Genomic DNA, 24593 nt, shown 5'->3' on the forward strand with positions numbered 1-24593 from the left:
CACTTAATAATTACTGAATTAGAGATTAAGCTATATTTTAGCAAATCTTTCGAAAACCATTCATTATGAGAAAAATTTACCTCTTTATTTTGGGCTTTGTACTGGCATCGTGCACAGCCTCCCAGGCCCCCGTGGCCACTACCCCTGCTTCAGGGGCGAACGCAGCCTCCGCCACCAAGGACATTGCTGGTTTTACATCAGGAATGGAAAAGTATGAAGGCTTTTTTCCTTTTTACTGGGACTCCAAAAAAGGCAAAGTATACCTTGAAGTAAACAAACTAAATTTTGAGTTTTTATACATCAGCTCCCTGCCTGCCGGAATTGGCTCCAACGACATAGGGCTCGACAGAGGGCAGCTTGGTGGTGAGAAAGTTGTGAAGTTTGTCAGGAGCGGACCAAAAATACTGATGATCCAGCCCAACTACGACTACCGTGCCATCAGCGACGACGCACTTGAAAGAAAGTCGGTGGAACAAGCATTTGCACAGTCGGCTATCTGGGGTTTTGATGTGCTGGCCGAAGAAGACTGGTCGGCACTCGTAGACTTTACCGATTTTCTTCTCAGAGATTCGCATGGGGTAAGTCAGCGACTAAGCAGAGCCAAACAAGGCAATTATAGCCTGGACAAAAGCCGGTCGATGATTTACACCGAAATGACCAAAAACTTTCCTGAAAACAGCGAGTTTGAAGCGACCATTACCTTCACCGGCACCCCAGCCGGCGCCTGGATCAGGTCGGTGGTTCCTTCTCCGGAAGCTGTGACGGTCAGGATGCACCATTCTATGGTACAACTACCCGACTCAAGGTTCAAAACAAGGGCATTTGACCCAAGGTCGGGCTACTACGGCACCACTTATATGGACTACGCCACGCCGATTGATGAGCCCATTACCAAAAGAACCATCAACCGTCACAGATTAGAAAAGGTTGATCCTAATGCCGCAGTGAGCGAGGCAGTTGAGCCTATTATCTACTACCTCGACCCAGGCACACCCGAGCCCATTCGCTCAGCACTGCTTGAAGGGGCTGCATGGTGGAACCAGGCGTTTGAAGCGGCCGGTTACAAAGATGCCTTCCAGGTGAAAATGCTGCCTGAAGACGTGGATCCGATGGATGTTCGTTACAACCTGATTCAATGGATTCACCGGTCAACCAGAGGATGGTCGTACGGGGCGTCTGTTGCTGACCCAAGAACGGGCGAAATTATTAAAGGGCATGTGAGTCTCGGCTCATTGAGAGCTCGCCAGGATTTTCTGATAGCAGAAGGGCTTTTGTCTCCATATGAAGATGGCAAGCCGGTTTCTGATGAAATGATGAAAATGGTGCTGGCCCGTATCCGTCAGCTTTCAGCACATGAAGTGGGGCATACGCTTGGCATTGTTCATAGTTATGCATCCAGTGTCAACAACAGAGCGTCGGTGATGGATTATCCGCACCCTTATATAAAAATGGATGCGAACGGGAACATCGATCTTTCCGAAGCCTACGCTGTTGGCATTGGCGAACTCGACAAGCAAATTATCAAGTATGGCTATTCTGATTTTCCCGAGGGAACTGATGAAGCAGCAGCGCTTGATAAGATCATCAGGGAGACTTTCAGCAAAGGCCTTATGCATATTACCGACCAGGATTCAAGACCTGTTGGCGGTGCGCATCCTTATTCCCACCTGTGGGACAATGGCCCCGATGCCGCTGACGAGCTGAACAGAATGATGGTGGTGAGAAGAAAAATACTTGATAACTTTTCTGAAAAGACCATTCGTGCCGACGCTCCCATGGCGCTGATAGAAGAAGCATTGGCTCCAATGTACTTGTTCCATCGCTATCAGGTAGACGCCACATCGAAAGTGGTCGGCGGACTCAACTACAACTACGCCATGAAAGGGGACGGGCAATTCACTACCAGATATTTGGAGCCTGCCATGCAAATGAAAGCGTTCGATGCGCTGTTGGCCACGATGACTCCAGAAGCTTTGGCCTTGCCCGAAAAGCTCATTCAGCAAATTCCTCCCAGGCCTTACGGCTATCCGAGAACGAGAGAAACATTTGAGGCTAGAACAGGCGTAGAGTTCGATCCCTTGTCGGCTGCTGAAACGGCTGCTGATTTGACGTTATCTTACCTGATCCACCCGGAAAGAGCGACAAGGCTTGTTGAGCACCATGCCCGCAACGCTGCACAGCCTGACTTTAGCTCACTTCTCAGCAAATTGACAGCCAGCACATGGAAGAAAGCTCATCCTGCCGGCTATCATGGAGAAATCATGCGCACTGTCGACAAGCTGGTGATGTACCACCTGATGAACCTCAGTATCAATACCGACGCCAGCGATCAGGCAAGAGCTATTACCTACCTGCAGTTGAAAGACCTGAAAAGCTGGATCGATGCGAAGGTGAAGTCTGAAAATGATTCAGATCAGAAGGCGCATTTGACCTTGGCCTCTGCTCAGCTTGGTCTGTTTTTCGAGAAGCCAGAAGTTGTCAAAGAATACTACAAAGAAACGAAAGCGCCTGACGGCTCTCCCATTGGCATGGACGAGGGAATGGCGTGCGGATTTTGAGCAAAAAGAAAAGTTCCGGGGTGCTTAGCGCCCTGGGGCTTCCTTTACTTCGATCGTCCTAAACTACCTGTGAATAATCAATTCAACTCTTCTGTTCTGGCTTCGTCCTTCAGCCGTCTCGTTTGAGCTAATTGGCTCCAGTTCTCCTTTGCCTTCGGTTGTAAGCCGCTCTCTGGCAATGCCTTTGCTCAGCAGATAGGCCTCCACTGCCGCTGCTCTGGCAACAGAAAGTGTCTCATTAGCGGCTTCGCTCCCAACATTGTCTGTGTGACCCACAATGTCAACTTTCAGCCATGGCTCCTTCTCCAGGCGATCGGCCAACTCATCCAACTTCTCCTTAAATTTGGCGCTAATAGTTGTTCTGTTGGTTTCGAAGCCCAGCTCCTCTGAGATTTTCTCAGATACAAATTTCTCAAACTCTACTCCTTCCACTCCTGTTTTTACGTCCGGTTCAATGGCGGCGCCAGCATCACCTTCTTCTGCTGGTACATCCACCGTGTCTGTCTCGGAGACATCCGTTTCTTCCACCTTTTCTTTCGGAACAGCCAGTCGCTTTGCCACGTTGGTGGGTGAAGGCCGCTTGCTCTTACTCCTCGCTGTTTTCTGCTTTTTCTGTCTTTTGGTTTTTGATTTGGCAGCCCTGGTCACAAGCCCTTTCAACTCGAAGCCAAATTCAAAGGCGCCCTGGTTGGCGGTATTGCTCGCATTTGTTGGCACATCGTAACTAACCCCCATGCGAAACTCGTCCCGGCCAAATTGAAACCCAGCCAAAAAAAGCCCTCCCGACAAATAAGCTCCTTTCAACTCCACAAAGCCCTTGTTGGCCAGCAAATACCGCCAGTTGATACCAGCATTGAGCTGATTGTTTCTTCCGTTGTAGGTATAAAGCACCTCCGGGTAAAGGCTCATCGACCCCGATTGATATAGCTGGAAACCACCATTAAGCATAAATGAGGTGCGCACCCTATAGTCAGCATCAATAAACGCCTCGCTTGGCTGGTTGATATCAAAACTCGACAAGCCGAAATGGGCAAGCCTTGTATTGTCCCTGCTTTGCTTTTCCCAATGCAAGCCTATGCTCAGTCTCCCAAAAGATCGCCTGAGTTCGTCAAAGCTTTCGCCACTGTCCACAGAGCGGTCATAGCCTCGATTGGGTATGTATTGCTGACTGGTGAAGAAGTCGTCGTAGCTGAATTTTCTTGTTTGGGCAAAAAGACCTACGCCAAGTGCCAGCTGCTGGTTGCTGGCTGTGCGCACTTGCATGGCATAATTCAGGCCAGCTTCTTGTGTTTTGAACGCTTTGCCTTCTCCAGCCTTGTCGTCCAAAAAAGTTACTCCAATCCCTCCTAAAGTTCGACCCCTACCCGGTGCAACCAGCGGATAGCTGGCTGAGAGCGAAGTGCTTTTTATGTCGAATTGCGGGCCCGTGTTCTGTTGCCGGTGAATGCCTCCGACCTTCCAGTAATTCCCGATGCCCACCAGCGCCGGATTGACCCGCTGGTCAGTGAAGCCATATTGTGAAAAATTGAATTGTTGCGCCAACATCGTTTGGCCGCAAAGCATCAAAAGAAAGCAAACAAGAACCAGGAACATCCACCTCATCGCTAGCTGTGATCTATCTTACGAGGTTAATTTTTCCGGATTTCTTTCCGTTGAGCAGCACGGGGCGGCCATCGCTATATCTCCCTTCCACACGCCAGTAGTATACCCCCGGGGGCATTTTTTCCCCGTTATGGGTTCCATCCCATCCTTCACTGACAGCCCTTGCGGCGTCCAACTCCTGGTAAATCAGTCCTCCCGACCTGGCATATACCCGAAAATCGATAGTTGCCGGAACGGTAGAAAGCTGAAGGAAAAACTGGTCGTTTCGGCTGTCGCCATTAGGAGAAAAAAGGTTCGCTACTCCACCGAGCTGCCCAACCTCCACCCTGATGTTGAATAGGCGCTCGCAACCTGCGTCATTTTTGACCAGCACTTGATAATCCGTTGTTTCGTTGGGAGAAACTGTCTGCTTTTGATTAAACGGGCCGTCGAATTCATTAGCAGGGCTCCATTCATAAGCCTGCCCACCGAAGGCGGTGATCTCCGCTGATTCGCCGGGAGATATTGTGATCAAAGTATCCGACACCTGCGGATCGAAGAAAGCGATGGCGCTCTCGGCCCTGTCAAAACACCCAAACTCGTTGGCTGCCACTACGGATATCGTATCTGCCTGGGTAACGGCGAAAGTAAGGCTTGACCCTTCGCCAATACTGCCCAAAGCCGCTGAACTCCAAATAACGTTTGTCCATGTGTTGGGCAGCTCATAAGTAATCTCGGATTCGTCGCAAACTTGAGTGAACGCCGGCACGTCATCAGCCAGCGGCTCAAGTGGCTTTGTGTTTATGATGTAAGCCAGCTGTCCCTTCGGGCAGTCTTCTGCGCTCACTACAGTTCCATATAGTATATCGCTGGTAGTGGCAGAATAGCTCAGCAAATCGATTTGGCCCAGGGCCCCATAATTATTTGAGTACCAATTTCTTTCAACTCCCTCCTCACCAAAAACCTCTGGGCTCCCTGGACAAAGCTCTGCCGAGGTCCTTACCAGGTCACCATTGCAAATGGCAAACCTGAATAGCTGAAGGCCACCCATTCCGCCACCGTTGTAGGCATTATAGGCATTGTCTACCCCCCTTACTAAAAAGAGATAGTCCCCAGAAGCAAGGTTGTTAACAGTGAGGTAGTCGCCATACAGCACACTGCCATGATATGGCTGCTGGAGGCCAAAGCTCTTTGTGCTCATGTTAGACTCAAAAAGTACCGTGGTATCGGCGTCAACTAAAAGCACATCGTAGGAGAGCGAACTGCTGCTGGTTAAAGAGTCAATCGCCGACTGCCATTGTATTTTCACTTCTCCTGTACCGGTTTGCACCGCCACCTGCGGAAACGGCAGCGACGGGCCCTTATTAACCGAATCGGCCATGTTTTCAAAAAACACAAGCTTCAATCCGTGAAGGCTTTGCCGGAGCTCTACAAAATCCAGGTTGAAATCCAGGTCCCAATCGGAAAATTCAGTAAGAAGGAGGGAGTCCCGGTAAACTGGCTCAGCCTCCGCAAATGCATTTAAGTTGTTGTACCAAAAAACAAAGGTCGAGTCGTTTCGGGAGGCACTTACCCAAAGATCCGTTTTGCCATCCGAGTCGAAATCTGCCATATGTGAGGCCTGAATTTTATAGTTACTCAACATACTGTCCTGATCTGCAACTATCCGACCCCCACTGCTTCGGTAAAGGACATTTAAATCCTCCCCTATGGAGCTTTTTCCTCTGACAAAAAGATCAGGCCTGCTATTGCCATCATATTCACCCAGGGAGATTGCCTCTACCTGATGATCCATGGCCACAAAAAATGACGTATCCGATTCTTGCACAATTTGTTCGTACTCGAAGCCAAAATTGGCAGAATCAGCAAACTCAAAGCTGCCGTTGTTTTTATAAAGCCTACTAAAAGACTGCCCTTGCCTGGAACCCGACAGCAATAAATCTTTTCTAGCGTCGCTATCAATATCCAGGGCAAAAAAAGCCCCTTCCGTAAAAAGAGGAAACTCTATCATCAAGTCCTCAAAGCCTGGTGCGGTGCCCCTCAATACTTTAAATTCGACACTATCTTCATCGTTTCGTTGTGAGATGAGCAGGTCATTTACAGTGTCGTAATTCAGGTCTAAAAATTGGAAAGCCTCTACTGGCCCGCTCAACACCGGTGTCGGAAGCAACTCGAAAGTGAAGTTTTCCCTGGCCAGCAGTACTGAAACAACGGTGTCAGCGCCGTTGACTATGCCAGAAAAAGCGAGATCTATTTTTCTGTCTCTGTCATAATCGATTGGTTGTAGCTTTGAAATCCGGACATCCGGAAAAGAAGCGTTTTGTAGGGTAAACTTCCCTTCTCCTTCATTGAGGTACACCTGAAGTACCCCATTGCCCAGGCTATCATTGCCATAAAGTATCAGATCGTAAAGCAAGTTGTTATTCAAATCAACCCACTTCATCGATACATTCTCGATACCGTTTACGTTGAGCGTATCCACAGCTTCAAATGTTTGCGCCCGGAGGTGACTAAAACTAAGCAACCCGAGGATGCTAAAACCAAGTGCTTTTAGTGTATTCATGCTCGTTTTTATTATTCTACTTTGAAAGTGAGTTTAATAGACATTCTGCTGCTAACAGGATAGCCGTTGAAAGAGGCGGGTTTCCACGGCGGGCTACGCTTGATGACCCGGATAGCTTCGTTGTCAAAGAGGTCTCCCATTGACTCCACAATCGAAATGTCTTTAAGCGTGCCATCCACATCGACAGAAAACATCACTTTGACATACCCCTGAACGCTGTCTTTTCTCGCCAATTCGGGATAGGTAAGCTCTGTTTCTATAAAGGCATAAAACAGTTCAAATCCCTCCTTTGGCTCCGCATTCAGATATACATCTTCTTTTTGTACCTGGTTGGTTTGCTGAGCCCCCGTCTCCGATGGCGGAGCGCTTTTCTTTTCAGCCGGTGGGGATGTCTTCTGTTTCGCAACCGGCTGTTCCGATGTTGATGGTGTCGGCTTTTGATCGTCGAGCCTGGTCGCCGGTGCAGCTTCAACTGGAGGCCTTGCCGAGACGGCCTCTTCCTTCACCGGCACGTCTGCCAAAGCTGGCTGTTTGTCGTTGACGGAGGGCCTGCCAACTGTGAGTAAATAAACAATCCCGATAGCCGGAATAACAGCCAGCCCCCACAGTAGCTTCCCGGAATAAGCCAGGCCGGAAACCTGCTTACTCCCCGCCAGCACGGAGTCAAAATCCCTCAGTGAGTGGATTTGTTCTGTACTGATCTCTTGTCTCTTTTTTACAAATTGGTATTTCATTTCACGACAAGTTTTTTGACCTCTTTCCTCATTTTTTCCAGTAAGCGATAGGTACGTGTTTTGGCATTGTTCTCAGTGATGTCCAGAATATCTGCCGCCTCCTTAAAACTCTTTCGTTCGAAAAATCTCATCTCGATCAACTCCAGATCTTTCGGCTCCAAAGACTCAAGCAACACCGGCAACGAATTCATCCATATTTCCTGCTCGCTATCCCCGAATTGGAGTTCTTCCAACAGGCTGATACCCATGTAGTCATCGAGCGCAACAGTTCGGTGTTTCTTTTCGGCTCTGAAGAAATCGTAGCATTCATTCAATGCGATGCGATACAGCCAGGAAGAAAAAGAAAGGCCCCGAACCTGGTGTTTTTTCAAATTGGCCAGGGCCTTATAAAACACTGAAGAGGTTACATCTTTACTAGCCTCAAGCTGTCCGATCCTGGCATAGACAAATCGAAAAATGGGTTCGTGGTACTTCTCATAGATAGGGCCGAACCTTTTGGGGTCTTGCTTGGCTTGCTCTACAAGTGCGTGTTCATCCAACTCCACCTTTGCGCTGTTTGATTGGTCAGAATTTTGAAGCTTTCGGCCCTATAACGGGGAAGTATCAAAAAGATACAGAATATGAAAAAATGTTTTTCTCTGGAAGCCGGGATTAGTTGGCACTGAGGTTACAGATGAAAGCAGTTTGTTGTACAGCAGAAGACGCAGCGCCGCATATTATACCCGCCAGGAGCGAGATTCTAATTCAAATTGGCTTTTTAACAAAAGGCGGTGTGCTTTTCTACTGATGCTGATCCTTCAGCAGATCAGTTACCTTTTTCACAGGGTTGAATGTTGAGACGGGTACTTCCACAAATACGGTATTCCAGTTGCTCATAGAGCCATTCCAAAGGCCGGGGAGCTCCTGCGCCTTCAGAGCCTTGCCATCTTTCGATTTCTCGGTGACAAAACCGGTTTTCGGGTCGGTGAATTTCATGAGGTCGAACTTCTTGCCCTTATAGTCTTTGGTACCACAAACCAGATCCACCGGATTAAAGTGTGTGCTCTCCTCGAATATTTTCTTTTGTCCAGCATCTTTCAAATCGACCTGAGCACTTTCAACAATTTGCAACGAAACTGTGCCGTCAGGATTTTTGCACCAAAACGGCCCCCCTCCTGGCTCTCCCTCATTTTTCACCATGCCGCAAATGCGGATGGGTCGGTTGAATTTGCTTCTGAGATAAGCCGACCTTTCCACAGCGGATGCTGTTCTGGCCGTCGTGTGATTACTGGTGCAAAGCTCTTTTTCCAAAAAGTCGTACATGGCGTCAAGGTCGGCAGCACTTGCAGCACCAGCTTCAAGTTTTTCAAGGAACCCAAAAATCTTACTTTGGTGCTCCAACAGCAGGCTTGCAATCACCTTCTTATAGACAAATGTGTCTTCCTTCAGTCGGTCGGGCACCACATTGTCTATGTTTTTAACAAAAATAACATCGGCATTAAGGTCGTTGAGGTTGGAAAGCAATGCCCCATGGCCGGCCGGCCTGAAAAGTAGCCCGCCGTCGTTTTCCCTGAAGGGTTGATTACTCATGTCCACGGCTATGGTATCAGTAGATGCCTTCTGCTCTGAAAAGCTTACTTCGAATTTTACCCCGTACTGTTTTTCATAGCCATCCTGCACAGCATCCACATGCTCTTTGAATTTGGTTCGGTGTTCTGGACTTACTGTAAAATGCAACTTTACGCTGCCGTCCGACGATTTAGCATAGTTGGCTCCTTCCACAAAGTGCTCCTCCGCAGGAGTTCTGGCAACATTGTTCTTTTTATGAAATTTCAAAAGCCCCTTTGGCAACTGCCCGTAACCGAGTCCCTTGTCGAGTAATAAGTACTCAAGAATTGAAACGTATTTTCTTTTCAAGTGAGCTTCCTCCAGCGAAGTGCCTGACTTTGCATAAGCATCTTTCAAGTCATCGTAAAAAGCGAAATCCTCCAGCCGCTTGAAAAAATCAAACATGGAGCCACTTTTCTGATTGGCTGTGAGCTTTTGATAGTCAGCCTCCGAGCCGGTGTACTCCTCCATAAAGCTGAAGAGATCCTTAAACATGCGGCTGGCCGCTCCGGAGGCTGGCACAAACTTCACGATGGCTTTTGAGGCAGTCGCACTCTCATAGGCTTTTAGGCGGCCTTCAATGTCTTTGTCCGACATCTTACTAAGGCCGTCGCCGATGGTGGCAGCCTTTTCCAGCCTCAAAGGAGGGAAGTCGTCTTTGAAGTTTTGAATTTGAGCTTCCACTACGTCAGTTGAGGAGCCTCTCTTTTTTATAAAATCAATATCGCTGCTGGAAAACATTTCGTATGTCGTTTAAGTCGGCAATTAGCTTCACCTAATTAAGGTGAAGGGGTCGATAAATCCAAGGTTAAAATGGATAAGAATTCTTACTATAAGCTCCTTTGAGTTATTCGACGTAGGGTCTTACACTTTAAAAAATGTTAATTCGTAAAAATCAAAAGTCTTCGTAATTTGTCTACCTAAAGCATATGTCTCCATCATGAACGAATTTTTGACAATATCACCTACCTTCTACGGTATGAGTATCGTGCCGAAGAAATACTGGAAGGACTATGGCTTTGCGCTGCTCACTATTGCCGGAGCTGATGGGGATGTATCAGACCCCGAAATGGACTGGCTTACCGAAGACCTTGGGCAGTCTTTGAAAGTAGGTACCGACCTCATTGCTGCCTGGGAAGAGTTCGACTGGGAAAATGCTGACCTTGGCGAGATTTTCCAACGACTCAACCCTAATCAAATAGCCAACTACAGCAAACTTATGCTCTACGACGCCATCAGGATGTCTTATGCTGATGGGGATTTTTCTGACAAAGAGCGAGAAAGTGTAGATGAGTGTGCCCGAATTCTAAAGGTAAATAAGGAGACAGTAATGGCTATGGAGGCCCTTGTTGAAATGGAACGGGCTGCCGACAAACTCCGACAAACAATTCTTTAACCTCAACATCCAGCTAACCTATGGAAGCTCTATCTATCAGAATCATCAACATTCATTGCTACTTTTATGAAGAAAACGATGGTGACGAGGTATTTCTGGTCATCAACAAAAAGAAAGTATGGCCCGTGGATGAAAAGTGGTACCGCATGAAGGCCGAATCACTGGAAGTTGATCATGTAATCGACGGGTTCAAAGTGAACGAAAAGGTTGATTTGGAGGTGTGGGACTACGATTACCTTAGCCCCAACGATTACATGGGAAAAATCAGCATGCTTATTGACAAGCCAGGCGGGCCCTACACAACCGATATGCAGCTGGCCGACCCCAAGCAAATCGCCCGGTATTCTATCACCTGGGAAATCGTTAAGCCCTGAGCTTACGGAATTAATTCTTTGTGCATCACTTTGGCCTCTCCTTCGATGACGGCCTTTCCCGTAGGGGCATGAATAAGCACCGTGGCAATGGTGGCTGAGTTTCTACCATCGAGGCTTACCACCTCCACTTTTGCCTGGTAGTCCTCACCTGGGTACACAGGCCTTTTGAATTGCAGTGTCTGCCCAAGGTAGATGGTGCCATCGCCAGGAAAAATGGTGCCCAATATCCTGGAGAAAATGGCTGCACTGAAAATACCGTGGACGATGGGTTTCTTAAAAGAGGTGTTGGCAGCAAAAGCTGCATCGATGTGCACGGGGTTTTTGTCGCCACTTAGCTCGGCAAAGGCATTTACCTGCTCCTGGGTAAGTGAAAAGGGCATTTCGTAGGTATCTCCGACTTTTAGCATGGTGATATTGTTTGGCTTAAATATAAGGGCTTTTTCGCAACTGCCTCCGCACAACAAGTTTTCACCACCAACGGATTATTCCTTGAATCAAAAACCATTTATGTTGTTCTTCCCGCATTAACCCGAAAACCAATCAGTCATGCAAAAAAGACTCAACTACCTGTTGCTGCTGGCCTCTGTCCTGCTCATCCATTGGGCAGAAGCGCAAAGCGGAAAAAAACCTATCGTCACTTCTGACCTCATGAAAATTGTGACCTCCTCACAATTAGAAGTGTCTCCCGACGCTAAAAAAGCGGTGATGGTGGTGACCAAAAGAGATCAAAAAGGAGAAGACTACTTCTACAGCCACAACCTTTACGTGCTCGATCTTGAAAAAGGTGGAGAGCCCATTCAGCTTACGTTCGGAAAAAAGAGCGACTCACAACCTACCTGGGCTCCAGATGGTGAAAAAATTGCCTTTGTTCGATCCGACGACGGAAAGTCGCAAATATGGATTCTGCCGTTAACCGGCGGCGAAGCTTATCCTCTGACTTCTGCCAAGCACGGTGCTTCTGGTCCTCGCTGGGCTCCCGACGGAAAATCTATTCTCTTTTCGTCGTCCATCCCCGACTGGGACACCGAAGGCACTCCAACCTGGGCTTATGAAAGACCAGGAAGGGCATTCAAAGACGAACCCAACTGGAAGGCGCTAAAAGACGAAGAGAAAAAGGACATCAAGTCTACACCCGACGGCGACCTTGAAGAACTTCGGGCATGGCTGGCTAAAAACGCCGTCGACAAAAACCCACGGGTCTTCGTCAATCAGGATTTCCAAGCGGAACAGGGACTCAACCCAGAAATGAAGTACCGGCATTTGTTTATTCAATCGCTTGACACCGAAAAAGCCCGTCAACTCACCAAAGGTTTCCAGGATTTTGGTGGTGGCGACTGGTCACCCGATGGAAAAACCATTGTTTGCACTTCGGTGTCTTACAAAGTGGAGCCCGACAAACAAAGCTACTCTGACCTTTGGAAAATCGACGCTGCTTCAGGTGCGGCTACCTCCTTCCTTCATATGGAGGGTTTTTCCTTAGGCAATCCACAATTCTCACCCGACGGAAAGTCGATACTGTTTTACATGCGAGATGATGTAAACAGGCATGCTACGCAAAATGACCTGGGGCTTGTCAAGACCGACGGCAGCGGTGCAAAAATGATTACAGCGGAGTTTGACAGAGACGCTGGTGGGCCGGTCTTTTCTCCGGATAACAAAAAAATCTATTTTACTGCCTCGTCCGAAGGCGACATTCCTTTGTACAGCTACGACCTGAAGAAAGGCGAAATCGTTACCCTTTTGGAAGGAGACAAAGGCATCAATGACTTTGCGCTTGCAGGCAAAAAAATCATCATGACCATTACCGACTTCAATAACCCCCTGGAAGTATACAGCATGGACATGAAGAGCGGTGCTTTAACAGCGTTAACACATTTCAACTCGGATTGGCTGAAAGACAAAATCGTCACTCCCGTTTCCGAATACTGGGTCGCCCGACCCGACGGCGTAAAAGTACAGTATTGGGTGATGCAGCCCGTTGGTTTCAAACAAGGAACCAAATATCCGACGGTACTGGAAATCCACGGTGGGCCTTCTGCTATGTGGGGGCCGTCGGGACTCAGTATGTGGCATGAATTTCAGCTGCTGGCCAGCTGGGGTTATGGTGTGGTTTTCAGTAACCCACGGGGTAGTGGCGGCTACGGCGATGCGTTCAAAAAAGGTAATTATAGAGACTGGGGCCACGGGCCTGCCAACGACATTCTGGCAGCATTGGATGACGCTACTTCCAAAAACAGCTGGATGGATACCGACCAGCTATTTGTAACAGGAGGCAGCTATGCTGGTTACATGGTGGCCTGGCTGGTAACGCAAGACAAACGTTTCAAAGCAGCGAATGCCCAAAGAGGTGTATACGATCTCACTACCTTTATGGGAGAAGGCAATGCCTGGCGGCTGGTACCAACACATTTCGGCTACCCATGGGAAGACGGCGTGCAGGAAATCCTTGATGCCAACTCACCTATTACCTTCATCGACCAAATTACGACCCCTCTGCTCATCATGCACTCTGACCAGGACCTGAGAACGGGTACTATCCAGTCGGAAATGATGTACAAAAGTCTCAAAGCACTAGACAGGTCTGTGGAATATGTGCGCTATCCGGGCGAAGGGCATGAGCTCAGCAGAAGCGGCAATCCGCTGCGGATGATGGATAGGCTCGGCCGGTTTATTGAATTTTTTGAAAGGTACGTGAAACATCCGGAAGCGCCTGCGGCTACTGTGGGGGAATAGCTTATAGGGCATCCAGGAGCTATTGTCAGATAAGTTTGACCAGTATGGTGTACTGATGGCAGGGCTCCTTGTGGGTTTTCATACTATCAATTGAAAATGTTCCAAAAAATGATTAAGATTGTTTTGACAAAAAATGTCAAAACGATATCACCGTGAACAGTTTTGGTTCCATTATTAAAAAGAGTCGGGAAGAGGCTAATATCCCGCTGCGTAAGGTGGCGGCCTTCCTCGACATTGATCAGGCCGTTCTCAGTAAAATAGAGCGGGGCCAACGGAAGCCCAAACGGGAATTGGTGGAAAAGCTGGCCGAGTTTTTTAACACAAACAAGGAGAAGCTGCTCATTGCCTGGCTGTCAGATAAAGTGCTTTACGAGGTGCAAGATGATGACCTGGCACTTAAGGCGCTACAGGCAGCAGAAGACCAGGTGCTTTATCGAGCAGCAGAAAAATCCGAACGAAGCCAAACCATCAGTAAGCTAAAATCGGGCATGAGGGCCTTTTCACAAATAGACAGGGCCTGGATATTTGGTTCATTTGCCAGAGCGGATGATGGTCCAAAAAGCGACATCGATGTGTTGATTGATGTACCACAAGAAATAAAATTCACACTGTTTGATATCGCTGAGATTCGGGAACAGCTGGAAAAGGCGGTGGGAAAAAAAGTGGACGTGGTAATGCTCAACGGTATAAGACCTGCCTTGAAAAAAAGTATAGAGAATGAAATGCAGTTGATTTATGAAGCCGGGTAAACCAACTAGCAAAGAGCGACTGGAGCATGTGATCCAAGCCATAGACAGCATTCAACTGTACTGTCAAAAGCATTCTGTCGACAGCTTTTTGGCCGACGCAAAGACAATCGATGCTTGCCTTTATCAGTACACAATCATAGGTGAGGCAACGGCAAGTATTGATTCAAGTGTTTTAGAAAAATATGATTACCCGTGGTACAAGGTAAAGTCGTTCAGAAACTTTATACTTCACGAATACCACGCTGTGGAAATGAGGGTGATCTGGGATACCACCACGGAGATATTGCCCGGCTTGAAAGAAATGATGGAAGAAATACTTACTAAGGAGTTTTAATAACCTCATCGCCCAAGCTAACCGTCTACAAACACTGGCATCCTTCCTGCGACCATCTTAGTTTATTCTTATACATTACATTGTTATCCTTGCCAAACCTTACTAAATTTTGATTTTACATAACCCTACTTGAACATGTATACCAGGCTCATCACCGGGCTTCTGTCCATTGCCTTTGCGGGATTAATTATTTCCATGCCTGGATGCAGCGACTCGACATCTTCAGGAGGCCTGCCCGAAACCGTCAGCTACAATTTTCATATACGGCCGTTGATGAGCGATAGGTGCTTCGCCTGCCACGGCCCCGACAAAAACAAAGTGAAAGCAGGCCTGAGGCTCGATATTCCGGAACTTGCCTTTGCTGAGCTGAAAGAGAGCAAAGGAAAATTTGCCATCGTGCCGGGGAAACCTGAAGAATCTGAATTGGTAAAACGTATTTCATCGGCCGACCCTGCTTACCAAATGCCATCGCCGGAGTCACATCTCCCCCTGCTAACAGAGAACGAAATTGAGCTGGTGAAGAAATGGATCAAGCAGGGTGCCAAGTTTGAGAAGCTCTGGTCGTTTATCCCCCCAAAAAAAGCGCCTCTTCCCAAAGTGAAAAACGATGAGTGGCCAAAGAACGACCTTGACTTTTTCGTCGTCAAAAAAATGGAAGAGAAGGGTTTGAAACCCAACGAAGGAGCCGACAAAGAACGACTGCTGAAAAGAGTTGCTTTGGATCTCACAGGCCTGCCTCCTTCGCTTGATCTCATGGATCGCTTTATGGCCGACGAAAGTGAAAATGCCTATGAAAAAGTGGTAGAAGAGCTCATCAACACGCCCGCTTACGGCGAAAGAATGGCCGTACACTGGCTGGACGTTGGGCGCTACTCCGACTCCTATGGTTATCAAGACGACAATATCCGAACGCAATGGCCCTGGCGAGATTGGGTGATTCATGCTTTTAACAACAATCTTCCCTACGACAAATTCCTCACCTGGCAGTTGGCTGGCGACATGCTTCCCGACGCTGACAAGGAGAAAATTCTTGCCACCGGCTTTCTAAGAAACCACAAATACACGGAAGAGGGTGGTGTAATCGATGAAGAGTACCGGGTTGAATACATTCTTGACAAAACAAAGACTTTCAGCAAAGGCATACTTGGCCTCACCGTGGAATGCGCCCAGTGTCATGACCACAAATACGACCCCATTTCGCAGAAGGACTATTTTAGAATGTTTGCCTTCTTCAACAATACACCTGAAGTCGGGTACGAGGGCGACATATCCGTTTCGAAACCAGCCAAAGCTCCAAGGCTTGAAATAACAACAGCCGACCTCGATGGAGTGCTTTCATTTATCAGACAACTGGAAAAGGACACCATGATGGTGTCGGTGATGGACGAGCTTGACACCCTGCGCAAAACCTACGTGCTCAACCGGGGGCAGTACGATTCACCTACCGATGAGGTGAAGGCGCAGCCATTGTCGGAAGTCATGGGTTTTGACACTACCGCCTACCCAAGAAACCGCCTTGGTCTGGCCAAGTGGACGGTTGATAAAAGCAATCCTTTGACCGCCAGGGTATTTGTGAACCAGGTTTGGCAAATGATCTTCGGCCAGGGGATTGTGAAAACCGCCGGCGACTTTGGTATGCAGGGTGATTTACCGTCACACCCAGAACTGCTTGACTGGCTGGCGGTCGACTTCATGGAAAACAACTGGGACATTAAGTACCTTGTCAAACAAATTGTGACGTCCGCTACCTATATGCAATCGAGCGGTGTATCGAAAGAAAAGCTGGCCATCGATCCCGACAATATCTACCTCAGCCACGGGCCTCGCTTCCGGTTGCCCGCTGAGTTTGTAAAAGACCTGATCCTGGCTAGCAGTGGGCTTTTAGTGAATAAAATAGGTGGCCCAAGTGTAAAGGCCTACCAGCCCGACGGCCTTTGGGAAGCTGCTACTTCCGGCAGGGGTGTGCTGGCTACTTACCAGCAAGACCACGGTGAGGACTTGTATCGCCGGGGTATGTACACATTTATCAAACTTACACTGCCTCCTCCCGCATTGATGATATTCGACGGTAGCAACAGAGACCAGTGCGAGGTGAAAAGGCCTCAAACCAACACACCTTTGCAGGCACTGGTGATGATGAATGACCCCACAATGCTGGAGGCATCTAGGGTATTGGCCGAAAAGCTGGTCGAAGAGCAGTCGGGTAGCGAAGATAAAATCACAAAAGCTTTTAGGCTGATTGTGTGCCGGGTGCCGAAGGAGTCTGAGAAGGATTTGTTGAATAGTTATTTTTCAGAACAACTTGGCATTTACAAAAGCCAGGCGATCGACCCTTCGGAGGTGCTGGATGTGGGTGAATACCCTCATTTGGAAGTGGAGAAAAGTGAGGCAGCTGCATTGGCCAACGTGATTCAACTGATTTACAACATGGAGGAATCCATTACAAAGACATAAGCCATGGAAAAAGAACAACTGGAAAACGGCTTAAATCAAAACAGGCGAAAATTTCTTTCGAAGCTAAGTCTCGGTATTGGTAGTGCTGCACTGGGCTCACTGCTGATTCCTGATTTATTCAAAGGAGGAGCTAGTCCGGAAGAAGAACTATTCGCCCAACTCCCACATTTTGCTCCCAAGGCGAAGCGGATTATTTACCTCTTCCAAAATGGAGCTCCCTCACAGCTTGACTTGTTCGACTATAAACCCATGCTGCAAAAAATGCACGGGGAAGACTTGCCAGAGTCGATTCGTCAGGGTCAGCGATTGACAGGCATGACGTCCGGGCAGTCCAAATTTCCCCTGGCAGGAACAATTTTCGACTTTAAACAATACGGCCAGTCTCGTGCCTGGATCAGCGACTTGCTGCCTCACACCGCCAGCATAGCCGACGAGCTTTGCTTCGTAAAAAGCATCTATACCGAGGCCATCAACCACGACCCGGCACTCACCTTTTTCCAGACCGGCGCTCAGGTCGGCAACCGCCCAAGCATGGGAGCATGGCTGAGTTACGGGTTAGGAAGTGAAAACAAAAACCTCCCCGCTTTCTGCGTTTTGCTTTCCAAAGGAAAAGGGAACGGGCAGGGAGTCTACTCAAAGCTTTGGACCAACGGCTTCCTCGACTCCGTCCATCAAGGCGTACAATTCTCAAGTGGTGACGATCCGGTTTTGTACCTCAACAACCCTGAGGGAATGGATCGGGCAGAGCGAAGAAAAATGCTCGACCACCTGGCAGCGTTGAATCAGGAAAACTACGAAGAGTTTGGCGATCCGGAGATTGCTGCTAAAATCCAACAATACGAGTTGGCCTACCGCATGCAGACTTCCGTGCCGGAGCTTACCGACCTAAAAAATGAGCCGGAGTCCATCGTGAAAATGTACGGCCCGGAATGCATGGTGCCAGGCACCTACGCAGCCAACTGTTTGCTGGCACGCAAACTCAGCGAAGGCGGGGTTAGGTTTGTGCAGCTGTACCACCAGGGATGGGATGCCCACGATAATTTGCCAGGCCAAATTGTTGGCCAGTGCAAAGATGTGGATCAATCATCTGCAGCACTGGTCATGGACCTGAAGCAGAGAGGCCTGCTTGACGAAACCCTCGTGATTTGGGGCGGTGAGTTTGGCAGAACCAACTATTGCCAGGGTAAGTTGACCGGCGACAATTATGGCCGTGACCATCACCCCCGCTGCTTCACTATCTGGATGGCAGGTGGCGGCATAAAACCAGGGATGGTCTACGGAGAAACCGACGAGTTTGGCTATAATATCACCGAAAACCCCGTGCACGTCAACGATTTTCATGCGACCGTGCTCAACCAAATGGGCCTCGATCACGAGAAACTTATCTACAAGCATTTGGGAAGAAGGTACCGGTTGACGGATGTGGCCGGAAAGGTCGTGAAAGGAATTATTGCTTAATCTTGTTAGTTTTATTTTCAGAAATTTCCCTATGAGATATTTAGTAGTCATCGAGAAAACCAAAACGGGCTATAGCGCATATGTACCGGATCTTCCAGGCTGTATAACTGTAGGTGAGACTCGTGAGGAAACTGAAAATAATATCCAGGAAGCTATTTTATTACACATAGAGGGAATGAAAGAAGACGGAGAGCCTATTCCTCCTGCGCTAAGCGAGGGGATGAATTTGATTATTCCTGAAACAGCATGAAGGTAAAAGAGATAATTGATCTCTTACGAAAGGATGGTTGGGTTCAGGTCAGCCAAAAAGGCAGTCACAAACAATTTAAACACCCTGATAAGCCTGGGAGAGTAACCGTTCCCGATCATGGTCAGAACAAAGACTTGGCAAAAGGAACGGAAATGAGCATTCTTAAACAGGCTCGTCTAAAATAATGATTTATGGAAAGACGTGATTTCATTGTCAAAAGTGCGGCCACGGCGGCTGGTATTCTATCGGCACCCTATGTTTTCGCCAATAAGCGAGCGGATGAGATTATCCTCGGCCATGGTAAAAAGCGCTACAAGCTCGACACCAAATGGAGCCAGGCCGACATCACCAAATACCCGGTGAAAGACTGCCACGAAATGGTGCAGGACAGCAAAGGCCGTATCCTGCTGCTCACCAACGAAACCAAAAACAATGTCATTATCTACGACAAAAAAGGGAAGCTGCTTTCAACGTGGGGATCGGAGTACCCGGGGGCTCATGGGTTGACTTTGTTTGACGAAAATGGCACCGAGGTGCTCTTCATTTGCGACAACACCCGTCATCAGGTAATCAAAACGGACATGAACGGTCGTGTACTTTTGACGCTCGACTATCCAAAAGAAACGGGAGAATACACAAAGGCAGACGAGTACGTTCCTACCGAAACCGCCATTGCTCCCAATGGAGATATCTTTGTGGCCGATGGTTATGGCAAAGATTTTATCATACAGTACGACAGCAAAGGCAACTACATCCGTCACTTTGGTGGCAGAGGAGAAACCGATGCCCACTTGCTCAATGCCCACGGCGTTTGCATGGATTTCCGTGATCCGGCTAATCCATCGTTGGTTATCAGCTCCCGCCAGCAAATGGCTTTCAAGCGGTATACGCTTGATGGAAAATACCTGTCTACTATTTCCCTTCCTGGAGCCTGGGTTTGTCGCCCCGTTATCAAAAACGACTACTTATATGCAGCCGTGCTTATGAGCGCCAGCCAGCCTTGGAAGCAATCTGGGTTTGTAACGATTCTCGACAAGAATGACAAAGTGGTTTCCAACATTGCTGCAAATGCCCCGGAATATGAGGCTGGTCAGCTGAAGGAGTTATTCCAGACCGATGCAGTTTTTGCCTACCCTCATGATGTGTGCATCGATGATGAGGAAAATCTTTATGTAGCCCAGTGGAATTCTGGCCAGGTATACCCATACAAACTAACGCCTGTTTCATGACCAAGCTTAGGGGCCTGATCGCCAACGGTAGCTTTTTCATTTGCTGCTTGCTGGCTTTTCTTCTCGTGTTCGAAAATAGTTTTACAACGCCCGCCTGGCTTCAGGTGCTGGGACGAATGCACCCTTTGCTGCTTCATTTCCCCATAGCCTTATTGGTTGTTTATGCCCTGTTGGTTTTTGTGAGTAAAAGGCCGTCCGAATCCTCAACCAATGAACCACTTCATGCCGAAGACCTACTCCTTCTCGGAAGTTTTACAGCTGCTCTTTCTGCCCTCATGGGGTTATTACTCTCTAAGGAGGGTGGCTATACTGAAGGCAGCTTGACGTGGCACAAATGGGGAGGTGCTTTGATTGCCTTTGCCTCCTATGGGTGGTACACTTTCAGAAAAACCTGGAATTCTCTGCCAATGTTGTCGAAAGGCATTCCCGTAGCCATGGTGGCGCTTGTCACATTTGCCGGGCACCAGGGTGCCAATATCACACACGGCGAAAATTTTGTGCTGGCACCTGTTATGCCCGACGAAAGTTTCGAAAATGTTCCTTTTGCAGAAGTCGTGATTTACGACCACATGGTGCAGCCAATTCTCAGGGAAAAATGTATGGGTTGCCACAACAGCCTCAAAGCCAAGGGCGAGCTTGTGATGGAAACCCGGGAGGCTATTTTGGCTGGTGGAAAGAATGGGCCGCTTTGGGACTCTGTCAATTACGAAACAAGTTTACTTCTAAAAAGAATTCACCTGCCGGAATCGGTCGAGGAGCATATGCCGCCGGAAGGTAAGACGCAACTTACCGACGAGGAAAAGGAAGTGCTTGAAGCCTGGATTGCCAGCGGGGCTTCTTTTCAAGCTTTGGCAGCCGAAACTGCGCCGGATCAACCACTCTATCAAATAGCTCAGGCAAAATTCAACGTGAACAAAGCCTATGACTTCAAAGCCGCCGACCCTGAGCTGGTGGAGTCTCTCAATTCCAACTATCGGATCATAAGCCCGATTGCCCTGAATTCGCCGGCACTCACCGTTACCTTTTTTTCCAGCGAAGCTTTTGGTGCAAATCAACTAAAAGAGCTCGAAAAAATCCGCACCCAAATAGTTGAGTTGAGCCTGAACAAGATTCCTGTCAAAGACGAGGATCTTTTATTTCTGGTGCCTTTCGAAAACCTCGAAAAACTGCATCTCAATTTTACTGGTGTGACAGACAAAGGGCTCTCTTCACTGGCAAAGCTTTCCAGTTTGCAAGAGCTATCGCTGTCTGGAACAGCCGTAACTGCTTCGGGTATTTCAGCACTGAAGTCACTTTCAGCGCTCCAAAAAGTTTTTATCTGGAATACGGCTATTGAAGCAAACGAAGTCAGCCAATTATTGGAGGTTTTTTCTACTGTTTCTTTTGAATCGGGTTACGACGACAAAGGTACGGTCATTCAGCTTTCAGCCCCGGTGATTGTTGGCAACGATGCCTTCTTTACCGAACCTATTTCAGTGAAAGTGAAACATTATCTCAACGGAGTTACGCTTCGCTATACGCTGGATGGCTCAGCACCCGACAGTGTCAGTTCTCCAATCTACCAAGACGGGATTCCTTTGGACGGCAATACAATAGTTACTGTCAAAGCATTCAAAGATGGCTGGTACAGCAGCGAAATGGTTTCGAAATCTTTTCTTAGAAGTTCGATTACGCCCACCAGCGTTAGCTTGCTGACTCCCCCGAACCCAAAATACAAAGGCAAGCTGGAGCAGGCGCTTTTTGACCACATCAAAGGCACCAATATTCATACCGACGGCAACTGGTTGGGCTACCAGGGTGAAGCCATGGATGTTCAAATCAACCTTGGCGACGATGTGCCCCAAAAGTCGATCACAATTAGCAGCCTCAACAACACCGGCGGCTGGATCATGCCTCCGGCCAGCATCGACATTTGGTATGGTGAAGACGAAAAAAATCTGAAGCTCTGGAAAAAAAATAAAGTAGCACAACCATCCGAAAACCTGCCGGTTGGCCCTGCCTTCTACACTTTCGATCTGCCTCAGGAAAAATACGCCGTGCTCAAGCTTCACATTGTGCCTGTAGCAAAACTTCCAGCCTGGCACGACGCCAAAGGAAACCCAGGGTGGGTGTTTATCGACGAGATTCTTTTGAACTAGAGCCCAACAAATAAGCACCAGTGTCAGGTGCTTTGTTTTATATAACTATGGTAAACCAACCTATCATGAAAAAGAGCATTGTTCTCTTGCTATTCGCCGCCCTGCTAAGCACTTCTGTTTCTTTTAGTCAAAAGGCGCAAAAAATCTCTAGCAACAAAAAAGCCGCCCTTGAGTCGGTGGATAAACACTCCTCCGAACTTATTGATCTCAGCGACAAAATCTGGGAGGCAGCAGAAATCGCCTTAAAAGAAAATGTGTCTGCCAAAGCATTGGCCGACTATGCGGAAGCACAGGGTTTCACTGTCGAAAGAGGAGTGGCTGAAATGCCCACTGCATTTATTGCTTCTTACGGTAGCGGCAAGCCCATCATCGGCATCATGGGAGAATATGACGCTTTGCCCGGATTATCACAAAAGGCAGTGCCTGGCAAAGATCCTTTGGTAGAGGGTGCTCCGGGCCATGGATGTGGGCATAATCTATTTGGCCCCGGCAGTCTTGGAGCGGCATTGGCCATCAAAGAGTTGATACAAGCCGGAAAGCTAAAGGGAACGGTTCGGTTTTACGGAACCCCTGCCGAAGAAGCAGTTGGAGGAAAAATCTACATGGCCCGGGCCGGTTTGTTCAACGACCTGGACGCCTGTCTCGACTGGCACCCCGACGCTGAAAACAAAGCAAGCACCCAGAGTAGTCAGGCAATGATTGAGGTAACAGTTGAGTTTAGCGGACAAGCTGCCCATGCTGCGTTCGATCCCTGGAATGGCCGGAGTGCGCTGGATGCGGTAGAGGCATTTGTTAACGGCCTCAACATGCTCCGGGAGCACATTAAGCCTTCCGTTCGTATCCATTATGTCATCGAAAAGGGCGGTGAAGCACCCAACATTGTGCCCGACTACGCCCGGGTGGGCTTGTATGTAAGGGATGCCACCAGAGATGGCATGATGGAAGTATATAAAAGGGTGCAGGAAATTGGAGAAGGGGCAGCTATGATTGCTGGAGTTACGCCAAAGCTAACGATCACCTCTGGCTATCACGAGCAATTGCCAAATTTTGCCGGCGCCAACGTGCTTTACAAAAACATGCAATTGGTTGGGCCGATCAGCTACACAGCGGATGAAATAGCGTTTGCGAAGGGCATCCAGAGAGCTGTAAAAATGGACGAAAAAGGCCTGGACGGAACCATAGGCGGAATTGACCCCACGGCGGAATTTCCCACAGGCGGCTCAACTGACGTGGCTGACATCAGCTGGATCACTCCGGAAATTTCACTTGTGGCCACTACCGCACCCATCGGAACACCCTGGCACTCGTGGGCAGTAGTTGCCTGCGGCGGCATGTCCATTGGGCACAAGGGAATGGTATTTGCTGCCAAAAGCCTGGCGCTAACAATGGTCGACCTTTTCGAAAACGAGTCGATCAGAAAAGCGATGCGAGATGAGTTTCTGGAAAAAAGAGGCGATTACGTGTACAAGGCCATTTTACCTGAAGGGCCTCCGCCCGTGAGGTGACTTTTCTTGAAAAAAGCTTCAACATTCAGAATACCTAAAGACATTTATCCATGAAGACGTTTTCGGCTCTGATCTTAAGCGGTATTATTCTGTGGGCAATCAGCTGCTCATCTCCGAAAGTGAACCACGAATTCAAAGTCATCTCCTTCTTCACTGCCAAAAATGACCAGGCCCATATCAGCTTTGTCGGCGAGGCTCATCCGTGGTTCATAGAGCAGGCAGCCAAATTCAATTTCACCTACGACTCCACCAGCAACTGGAGCAATCTCAACGACGAATTCCTGGCTAATTACGATGTCGTTGCTTTCCTCGATACCCGGCCGGAAGCGCCGGAGCAAAGGGCAGCGCTAGAAAAGTACATGAAAAATGGTGGAGCATGGATGGGCTTTCACTTTGCTGCTTTTGCTCTTACCCCTTCTGATTTTAATCAGGACTGGGACTGGTACCACAAGGAGTTTTTGGGGGCCGGTCAGTACAAAAGCAATACCTGGCGGCCAACCTCAGCCATTCTTCGGAACGAAGCACCCAACCATCCTGCATTAAAAGACCTACCCGACACTTTCAAAACGTCACCAAGCGAATGGTACCGGTGGGAAAATGACCTCGCCCAAAATCCCGACATCAACATTTTGCTATCGGTTGACTCATCAAGTTTTCCCCTGGGAACGGGATCCAAGCAGCATGAAATTTGGCACAGCGGCTACTACCCCATTGTTTGGACTAATACCAAATACCGCATGATCTATTTCAATTTTGGTCATAATGATATCGACTATGAAGGCGACACCAACGAAACGTTGTCATACACTTTTAACAATCCGCTCCAGAATCAGCTTGTGATCAACGCCCTGCTTTGGCTGGGTAACAGCAAGTAAGCCACCTGCGTAATTCCGAACTTGCCATTCCCATCTTTCTCTTATCTTGGGCTCCAATTGAAAACCCAAACTCTG

General features: G+C 48.3%; 20 protein-coding genes. 14 read left to right on the top strand and 6 right to left on the bottom strand.

The genetic code is table 11. The features are described 5' to 3' along the window. Positions 1 to 65: 65 nt before the first annotated feature. Positions 66 to 2558 carry a zinc-dependent metalloprotease gene (locus tag RIG68_RS13845; RefSeq protein WP_350123193.1) on the top strand — a complete coding sequence of 831 codons (2493 nt, stop codon included), beginning with the start codon at positions 66 to 68 and terminating at the stop codon, positions 2556 to 2558. A gap of 63 nt (positions 2559 to 2621) precedes the next feature. Here RIG68_RS13845 and RIG68_RS13850 read toward each other — a convergent pair whose 3' ends face one another. From RIG68_RS13850 to RIG68_RS13870, 5 genes are all read right to left on the bottom strand, one after another. Beyond that, the gene (locus RIG68_RS13850) at positions 2622 to 4160 is read right to left on the bottom strand and encodes a PorP/SprF family type IX secretion system membrane protein (protein WP_350123196.1); all 1539 of its coding nucleotides are present in this window, start codon (positions 4158 to 4160) and stop codon (positions 2622 to 2624) included. A gap of 13 nt (positions 4161 to 4173) precedes the next feature. Beyond that, positions 4174 to 6702: a T9SS type B sorting domain-containing protein gene (locus tag RIG68_RS13855; protein ID WP_350123199.1), complete on the bottom strand. Its 2529-nt coding sequence runs from the start codon at positions 6700 to 6702 to the stop codon at positions 4174 to 4176. 11 nt (positions 6703 to 6713) lie between these two features. Beyond that, a complete protein-coding gene (locus RIG68_RS13860; protein ID WP_350123202.1) occupies positions 6714 to 7436 on the bottom strand; it encodes an energy transducer TonB in 723 nt (240 codons plus the stop codon). After that, complete coding sequence (locus RIG68_RS13865; protein ID WP_350123205.1) at positions 7433 to 7981, bottom strand: RNA polymerase sigma factor; 549 nt, start codon at positions 7979 to 7981, stop codon at positions 7433 to 7435. The genes RIG68_RS13860 and RIG68_RS13865 overlap by 4 nt, the downstream gene beginning before the upstream one ends. Positions 7982 to 8216: 235 nt before the next feature. Then, positions 8217 to 9764, bottom strand: a complete 1548-nt coding sequence (locus tag RIG68_RS13870) for a DUF4301 family protein (RefSeq protein ID WP_350123208.1) — start codon at positions 9762 to 9764, stop codon at positions 8217 to 8219. 199 nt (positions 9765 to 9963) lie between these two features. On the opposite strand from RIG68_RS13870, the gene RIG68_RS13875 reads away from it, so the two are divergent. Both RIG68_RS13875 and RIG68_RS13880 read left to right on the top strand, forming a co-directional pair. Continuing rightward, positions 9964 to 10419, top strand: a complete 456-nt coding sequence (locus RIG68_RS13875) for a TerB family tellurite resistance protein (protein ID WP_152001444.1) — start codon at positions 9964 to 9966, stop codon at positions 10417 to 10419. 20 nt (positions 10420 to 10439) lie between these two features. Continuing rightward, positions 10440 to 10793, top strand: a complete 354-nt coding sequence (locus RIG68_RS13880; protein WP_350072458.1) for a hypothetical protein — start codon at positions 10440 to 10442, stop codon at positions 10791 to 10793. A gap of 2 nt (positions 10794 to 10795) precedes the next feature. Here RIG68_RS13880 and RIG68_RS13885 read toward each other — a convergent pair whose 3' ends face one another. After that, positions 10796 to 11200: a MaoC family dehydratase gene (locus tag RIG68_RS13885; protein ID WP_350072459.1), complete on the bottom strand. Its 405-nt coding sequence runs from the start codon at positions 11198 to 11200 to the stop codon at positions 10796 to 10798. 139 nt (positions 11201 to 11339) lie between these two features. Between RIG68_RS13885 and RIG68_RS13890 the strand changes: the two genes are divergently transcribed. The 11 genes from RIG68_RS13890 (at position 11340) to RIG68_RS13940 (ending at position 24518) form a co-directional block, all read left to right on the top strand. Beyond that, positions 11340 to 13526, top strand: coding sequence for a S9 family peptidase (locus RIG68_RS13890; RefSeq protein ID WP_350123212.1), 2187 nt, complete (start codon positions 11340 to 11342; stop codon positions 13524 to 13526). 152 nt (positions 13527 to 13678) lie between these two features. Next, positions 13679 to 14275 (top strand): nucleotidyltransferase domain-containing protein, encoded by a 597-nt coding sequence (locus RIG68_RS13895; RefSeq protein WP_350123215.1) that lies wholly within the window; start codon positions 13679 to 13681, stop codon positions 14273 to 14275. Continuing rightward, positions 14262 to 14609, top strand: coding sequence for a HepT-like ribonuclease domain-containing protein (locus tag RIG68_RS13900; protein WP_350123218.1), 348 nt, complete (start codon positions 14262 to 14264; stop codon positions 14607 to 14609). The genes RIG68_RS13895 and RIG68_RS13900 overlap by 14 nt, the downstream gene beginning before the upstream one ends. A gap of 135 nt (positions 14610 to 14744) precedes the next feature. Then, the gene (locus RIG68_RS13905; protein WP_502880638.1) at positions 14745 to 17063 is read left to right on the top strand and encodes a PSD1 and planctomycete cytochrome C domain-containing protein; all 2319 of its coding nucleotides are present in this window, start codon (positions 14745 to 14747) and stop codon (positions 17061 to 17063) included. A gap of 3 nt (positions 17064 to 17066) precedes the next feature. Then, the gene (locus tag RIG68_RS13910; RefSeq protein WP_339784239.1) at positions 17067 to 18521 is read left to right on the top strand and encodes a DUF1501 domain-containing protein; all 1455 of its coding nucleotides are present in this window, start codon (positions 17067 to 17069) and stop codon (positions 18519 to 18521) included. Positions 18522 to 18552: 31 nt separating this feature from the next. Beyond that, complete coding sequence (locus tag RIG68_RS13915; protein ID WP_339784241.1) at positions 18553 to 18771, top strand: type II toxin-antitoxin system HicB family antitoxin; 219 nt, start codon at positions 18553 to 18555, stop codon at positions 18769 to 18771. Next, positions 18768 to 18956, top strand: a complete 189-nt coding sequence (locus tag RIG68_RS13920) for a type II toxin-antitoxin system HicA family toxin (protein ID WP_339784243.1) — start codon at positions 18768 to 18770, stop codon at positions 18954 to 18956. Before RIG68_RS13915 ends, RIG68_RS13920 begins: the two co-directional genes overlap by 4 nt. Before the next feature lie 6 nt (positions 18957 to 18962). Continuing rightward, a complete protein-coding gene (locus RIG68_RS13925; RefSeq protein ID WP_350123221.1) occupies positions 18963 to 20000 on the top strand; it encodes an NHL repeat-containing protein in 1038 nt (345 codons plus the stop codon). Continuing rightward, complete coding sequence (locus tag RIG68_RS13930; protein WP_350123224.1) at positions 19997 to 22138, top strand: c-type cytochrome domain-containing protein; 2142 nt, start codon at positions 19997 to 19999, stop codon at positions 22136 to 22138. Before RIG68_RS13925 ends, RIG68_RS13930 begins: the two co-directional genes overlap by 4 nt. Before the next feature lie 65 nt (positions 22139 to 22203). Beyond that, positions 22204 to 23643 (top strand): amidohydrolase, encoded by a 1440-nt coding sequence (locus RIG68_RS13935; protein WP_350123227.1) that lies wholly within the window; start codon positions 22204 to 22206, stop codon positions 23641 to 23643. 50 nt (positions 23644 to 23693) lie between these two features. Further along, complete coding sequence (locus RIG68_RS13940) at positions 23694 to 24518, top strand: ThuA domain-containing protein (RefSeq protein ID WP_350123230.1); 825 nt, start codon at positions 23694 to 23696, stop codon at positions 24516 to 24518. The last annotated feature ends 75 nt before the right edge of the window (positions 24519 to 24593 follow it).

The organism is Imperialibacter sp., from assembly GCF_040222385.1.
Taxonomy (GTDB): domain Bacteria; phylum Bacteroidota; class Bacteroidia; order Cytophagales; family Cyclobacteriaceae; genus Imperialibacter.